Source organism: Amnibacterium sp. (assembly GCF_025463795.1).
Taxonomy (GTDB): domain Bacteria; phylum Actinomycetota; class Actinomycetes; order Actinomycetales; family Microbacteriaceae; genus Amnibacterium.
Genome location: NZ_JAODBE010000096.1, coordinates 1 through 6,512 on the forward strand (window position 1 = coordinate 1; position 6,512 = coordinate 6,512).

Genomic DNA, 6,512 nt, shown 5'->3' on the forward strand with positions numbered 1-6,512 from the left:
GGATGCCGGTGGCTCGGCGCGAAGCGGAACAGGCCGCGGAGCGTCATCAGCGACCCCGACTGGTCGTCGACGAGCGTCGTGTACTCCTTGAACACGTCGTACCGCCGCGCCCGCGTCGCGTGCTGCAGCCGGAACACGGTCTCCGGGTTGAACAGGTGCGGCGGCCCGTCGCGGCGCCACTGGTACTCCCCGCCCGTCGCCAGCCGCATGTGCACGCCGGGGGCCGCCTCGTCGGGGAACGCGGCCGCGTGCCTCGCGGCGCTCTCCGCGGCGATCACATCTATGCCGACGCCGCCGAGCTTGCTCGTCGTGCCGGTGAAGTAGTCGTCGACGAACGCCTGCGCGAGGCCGACGGCCTCGAACGCCTGCGCCGCGGCGTACGACGACACGGTCGAGATGCCCATCTTCGACATGATCTTCAGCACGCCCTTGCCGAGCGCCTTGATCAGGTTGCGCACGGCCTTCTCGGGCGTCACCCCGGACAGCTGCCCGCTGCGCACGAGCTGCTCGACCGTCTCCATCGCGAGGTACGGGTTGACCGCCGACGCGCCGTAGCCGATGAGCAGCGCGACGTGGTGCACCTCGCGCACGTCGCCGGCCTCGACGATCAGGCCGACCTTCATCCGGTTCTGGTTCCGGATCAGGTGGTGATGGATCGCGGAGACCATCAGCAGGCTCGGCACGGGCGCGAGCTCGCGGTTCGAGTCGCGGTCGGAGAGCACGATGAACTCCGCGCCGCGGGCGATGGCCTCGTCGACCTCCTGCCGCATCGCGGTGATCCGCTCCTCGAGGGCGCGCTCGCCGTCGTCGACCCGGTACAGCCCGCGCACGACGGACGTCGTGGCGCTGCCGGGGTGCGGGTCGATGTGGATCAGCTTCGCGAGCTCGTCGTTGTCGATGACCGGGAAGTCGAGCACCACCTGGCGGGCGTGCCGCGGCGTGGCCGACAGCAGGTTGCGCTCCGGTCCCAGGCCGAGACGCAGGGAGGTGACGACCTCCTCGCGGATCGAGTCGAGCGGCGGGTTCGTCACCTGGGCGAACTGCTGGGTGAAGTAGTCGAAGAGCAGCCGGGGACGGGTCGAGAGCACGGCGATGGGCGTGTCGGAGCCCATCGCGCCGAGCGGCTCCGCACCGGTCGCGCCCATGGGGCCGAGGAGGATGCGGATCTCCTCCTCCGTGTAGCCGAAGGTGCGCTGGCGCCGGACGACGGAGGCGGGCGTATGGACGACGTGCTCGCGGTCGGGCAGGTCCGCGAGGTTGATCCGGGCGCCGTCGAGGTAGTCGGCCCAGGGCTGCGAGGCGGCGAGGCTCGACTTGATCTCCTCGTCGGAGATGAGGCGGCCGGCCGCGGTGTCGACGAGGAACATCTTGCCGGGGCGGAGGCGGCCCTTCGCGGACACCCGCTCGGGCGCGATGTCGAGCACGCCGATCTCGGAGGCGAGCACGACGAGGCCGTCGTTCGTGACGACCCAGCGGCCGGGGCGGAGGCCGTTGCGGTCGAGGGTCGCTCCGACGAGCGTGCCGTCGGTGAAGACGATGGCGGCGGGGCCGTCCCACGGCTCCATGATCCCCGCGTGGTACTCGTAGAACGAGCGCAGCTCGGGGTCGAGGTCGGGCTGGTTCTCCCACGCCTCGGGCACCATCATCATGATCGCGTGCGGGAGGCTCCGGCCACCCAGCGTGAGCAGCTCGACGACCTCGTCGAACGAGGCCGAGTCGGAGGCGCCCTCGGTCACGATCGGCAGCAGCGGGGCGAGGTCGCCGAGCACGTCGCTCTGCAGCTGCGACTGGCGGGCGCGCATCCAGTTGCGGTTGCCCTGCACCGTGTTGATCTCACCGTTGTGGGCGATCATCCGGAACGGCTGCGCGAGCGGCCACGACGGGAACGTGTTGGTGGAGTACCGCGAGTGCACGAGGGCGAGCGTGGAGGTGAAGCGCTCGTCGGAGAGGTCGGGGTAGAACGGCTCCAGCTGGAGTGTGGTGACCATCCCCTTGTAGACGAGGGTGCGGCTTCCGAGCGAGGCGAAGTAGGCGCGGTGCTCGCGCTCGATCCGCTTGCGCAGCCGCATCGCCTGCACGTCCAGGGTGACGCCGGCGGCACGCCGCCCCTCCGCATCCCTGCGCGTGCCCGCGACGAAGAGCTGCTCGAAGACCGGCATCGCGCCGCGGGCGAGGGCCCCGATCGTCGACGCGTCGGTCGGGACGGGGCGCCAGCCGAGGACCTCGAGGTCCTCCTCCTCGGCGATCTCCGCGACGGCCGCCTTCAGCGCGTTGCGCTCCCGCGGCTCGGTGGGCAGGAACCCGAGACCGACCGCATAGGCGCCCGCCTCGGGCAGGTCGAATCCGCTGACGGCCCGGAGGAACTCGTCGGGGATCTGCGTGATGATCCCGGCGCCGTCGCCGGTGCCCGCGTCAGAACCGACCGCACCGCGGTGCTCGAGGTGGCGCAGCGCCTCGAGCGCGGCGTCGATGATGTCGTGGCCCGGGGTGCCGCGGAGCGTGGCGACCATCGCGAGGCCGCAGGCGTCGTGCTCGGCGGCCGGGTCGTACAGCCCCGTCGCGCCGGGCACGGCGGAGAACGGCACGCGGTGTGCGGGGCGCTCGGCCATGGCGTCCTCCAGGTCGGCCGCCGTCTGCGGCCGTCGGTGTGGGAAGGTGCGGGACGCCGTCGGCCCGGTGCGGGTTGCCGTTCCGCTCCGGGCAGCGGGAGCGCCGGAGTCGGTTCGGGATGGGGGATGGTGCGCGGGAACGCTCTGTCGCGGTGCGTCGGCGACGGATCAGCCCCTGGTCGCGCCGCCGCTTGTGACGGATCGCGCGTCCTCGTCCGCGGTCGTCGTCGGAAAGTCCGCCGCGGTCCAGCGCGATCCTACAAGCCCCTCGGGCACCCACTGGCGTCCGGGGCGGTACACGCTGACCTCGACGCCCGGGTGGCGCCTGCGCGACCAGATCAGGATGGCGATGCCGATCACGATCGAGAGGAGCGCCGCCCACACGTTGGTGCGCAGCCCGAGGAAGACCTCGCTCGGGTCGATCCGGATGGACTCGAAGACGCTGCGGCCGGCGCCGTACCAGATCAGGTAGAAGCCGAGCGCGCGACCCCAGCGCATCGGGAGGCGGGTCGTGAACCCCGGCGGCACCGTGATCGGGCGCACGAGCTTCTTCTCGATCACCACGAGCACGACGGCGCCGGCGACGTCCCAGATCAGCTCGTACAGGAACGTGGGATGGAAGAGGGTGCCGGGCGCGAGGCCCGCCGGGAACGCGGCGTTGTCGCTCGGCACCTGCAGACCCCAGGGCAGCGTGGTCGGCATGCCGTAGAGCTCGGTGTTGAACCAGTTGCCGATGCGGCCGATGCCCTGGGCGACGAGGAGGCCCGGAGCGAGCGCGTCGGCGAAGGACAGGAACCGCACCCCGGTCCAGCGGCTCGCGAGCCAGATGCCGAGGGCCCCGCCGAGGATGGATCCGAAGATCGCGTTGCCGCCCTGCCAGATCGCGATGACGTCGAAGAAGGTGTGGCCGCCGCCGAAGTAGTCGCCGGGGTGGGTGAGCACGTGGTAGGCACGGGCGCCGACGATGGCGATCGGCACGGTGACGATCGCGAAGTCGACCACCACGCCGGGCTGGGCGCCGCGGGCGGTGAGGCGCCGCGACGTGATGATCGTGCCGACGATGATGCCGGCCAGGATGCAGAGCGCGTAGCTGTGGATCGTGAAGATGCCGATCTGGAAGGACGCCCACGACGCGGGAGGGCTCGGGATGCTCTCGATCACGGCCACGACCCTAGCGGCCTGCAGGCAGGACCGCCGTGCCCGACGCGAGGTCCCGGGCGACGTCGGTGAGCCGGTCGAGCCCGCCGTCGGCGAGTGCGGCGACGAGCGCGGATCCGACGATCGCCCCGTCCGCGTAGCCGAGGATCTCGGCCACCTGGGCGGCGGTGGAGACCCCGAGGCCGACACAGGCGTTCGTGGCGCCGTGCTCGCGCAGGCGGGCCACGAGGGTGCGGGCGGCGCTGTCGACGTCGGCGCGGGCACCCGTGATCCCCATCGTCGACACGGTGTAGACGAAGCCGCGGGACGCCGCCACCGCGGCGTCCAGGCGCGTGTCCGACGAGGTCGGCGCCGCCAGGAAGACGCGGTCGAGACCGTGGGTGTCGCTCGCGGCGAGCCACTCGGCCGCCTCGTCGGGGATCAGGTCCGGCGTGATGAGCCCTGCGCCGCCCGCGGCGACGACGTCGTCGGCGAAGCGCTCGACGCCGTAGGCGAGGACCGGGTTCCAGTAGGTCATGAGCAGCACCGGTGCGTCGACGGCGGCGGTGATCTCGCGAAGCGCCTCGAACGCGTGCCGCAGCCGGAAGCCGCCGGCGAGCGCGGCCTGCGTCGCTCGCTGGATCACCGGTCCGTCCATGACGGGATCGGAGTACGGCAGCCCCAGCTCGATCACGTCCGCGCCGGCCTCGGCGAGCGCGATCGCGCCCGCGATGCTCGTGGCGAGGTCGGGGAAGCCGACCGGCAGGTAGCCGACGAACGCGCCGGCACGCTCGGTGTTCGCCGCGCGGATCCTGGCCTCGACCGGGCTCACGGCGGTGCCGGCGGTCACGACTGCGCCGCGTCGCGGTCGATGAGGTCGAACCACTCCCCCGCCGTGACCATGTCCTTGTCGCCGCGGCCGGAGAGGTTGATCAGGATGGTGGCCGACGGGCCCAGCTCGCGGCCGAGCTCGAGAGCGCCGGCGAGGGCGTGCGCCGACTCGATCGCGGGGATGATGCCCTCGGTGCGGCTCAGCAGGCGCAACGCCTCCATCGCGGCCGCATCGGTGACCGCGCGGTAGGTGGCGCGCCCGGCGTCGGCGAGGAACGCGTGCTCGGGGCCGACGCCCGGGTAGTCGAGTCCCGCAGAGATCGAGTGGGACTCCTGCGTCTGCCCGTCCTCGTCCTGGAGGAGGTAGCTGCGGGCGCCGTGCAGCACCCCGGGCCGGCCCTTGCCGATCGTGGCCGCGTGCCGGGGCGTGTCGACCCCCTCGCCGGCCGCCTCGAAGCCGTACAGCGCGACCCCGGGATCGTCGAGGAAGGCCGTGAAGATGCCGATGGCGTTCGAGCCGCCGCCGACGCACGCGCACACCGCGTCGGGGAGCGACCCGGTGCGCTCGAGCAGCTGCGCCCGTGCCTCGTCGCCGATGATGCGCTGGAGGTCGCGGACCATCGCCGGGAAGGGATGGGGGCCGGCGACGGTGCCGAACACGTAGTTCGTCGTGGCGACGTTGGTCACCCAGTCGCGCATCGCCTCGTTGATGGCGTCCTTGAGCGTGCGCGAGCCCGCCTTCACGGCGACGACCTCGGCGCCGAGCAGCCGCATCCTGGCGACGTTCAGCGCCTGCCGCTCGGTGTCGATCTCGCCCATGTAGATGGTGCAGTCCAGCCCGAACAGCGCCGCGGCGGTCGCCGTGGCGACGCCGTGCTGGCCGGCTCCGGTCTCGGCGATGACGCGGCGCTTGCCCACGCGGCGGGTGAGCAGGGCCTGCCCGAGCACGTTGTTGATCTTGTGCGAGCCGGTGTGGTTGAGGTCCTCGCGCTTCAGGAAGATCCGCGCCTCGCCGGCGTGCGCCGCGAAGCGGGCGACCTCGGTGAGCGGCGAGGGCCGGCCGGTGTAGTTCCGGTGCAGGTCCGCGAGCTCGGTCTGGAACACCGGATCCGTCTTCGCGTGCTCCCACGCCGCGGACAGCTCGTCGAGCGCCGCGACGAGCGGCTCAGGCACGTAGCGGCCCCCGTAGGCGCCGAAGTAGGGGCCCGGCTGCGAGTACCGGGTGCTGGCGTCGGTGGTGCTCATGATCCGGCTTTCGTGAAGGAGGCGATCAGGGTCTGGGGATCGCCGGTGACGAGCGCCTCCCCGACGAGCACGACGTCGGCGCCCGCGGCGCGATACGCGGCCACGTCGTCGGTCGTGCGGACGGCGGATTCGGCGACGCGGACGACCCCGTCGGGGATGCGCGGCGCGAGACGCCCGAACAGGCCGCGGTCGAGCTCGAAGGTGTCGAGGTCCCTGGCGTTGACGCCGACGATCCGGGCGCCCATCGCGAGGGCCCGGTCGAGCTCGCGCTCGTCGTGGGTCTCGACGAGAGGCGTCATGCCGAGGTCGCCGATGAGCCGGGCCAGCGACGCGAGCGCCTCGTCCCCGAGCGCCGCGACGATGAGCAGGACGAGGTCGGCGCCTGCGGCCCTCGCCTCGAGCACCTGGTACGCGGTCGAGACGAAGTCCTTGCGCAGCACGGGCACGTCGACGGCGGCGCGCACCGCCTCGAGATCGGCGAGCGAGCCGCGGAAGCGGCGGCCCTCGGTGAGGACGCTGATGGCCGCCGCCCCCGCGGCCGCATAGCGGGCGGCGAGCGCGGCGGGGTCGGGGATGTCGGCCATGGCGCCGCGGGACGGGCTGGCTCGCTTCACCTCGGCGAGGACCTTGACGGAGCCCGTGTCGGCGGCGAGCGCCACCGCGGCGGCGAGCGCGGGCGGAGCGGCGAGC

At 72.7% G+C, this 6,512-nt stretch carries 5 protein-coding genes; all 5 read right to left on the reverse strand.

What is annotated here, in order from left to right; translation table 11 throughout:
- The coding region (locus JWQ92_RS08870; RefSeq protein ID WP_297344097.1) for a glutamate synthase central domain-containing protein at positions 1-2,609 on the reverse strand (2,609 nt) is incomplete at its 3' end.
- 168 nt (positions 2,610-2,777) lie between these two features.
- Complete coding sequence (gene lgt, locus JWQ92_RS08875; protein WP_297344098.1) at positions 2,778-3,770, reverse strand: prolipoprotein diacylglyceryl transferase; 993 nt, start codon at positions 3,768-3,770, stop codon at positions 2,778-2,780.
- A gap of 10 nt (positions 3,771-3,780) precedes the next feature.
- The gene (gene trpA, locus JWQ92_RS08880) at positions 3,781-4,578 is read right to left on the reverse strand and encodes a tryptophan synthase subunit alpha (RefSeq protein ID WP_297344101.1); all 798 of its coding nucleotides are present in this window, start codon (positions 4,576-4,578) and stop codon (positions 3,781-3,783) included.
- A gap of 14 nt (positions 4,579-4,592) precedes the next feature.
- On the reverse strand, positions 4,593-5,822 hold the full coding sequence (trpB, locus tag JWQ92_RS08885; protein WP_297344099.1) for a tryptophan synthase subunit beta: 1,230 nt from the start codon (positions 5,820-5,822) through the stop codon (positions 4,593-4,595).
- The coding region (trpC, locus tag JWQ92_RS08890; protein ID WP_297344100.1) for an indole-3-glycerol phosphate synthase TrpC at positions 5,819-6,512 on the reverse strand (694 nt) is incomplete at its 5' end. The genes trpC and trpB, both read right to left, overlap by 4 nt.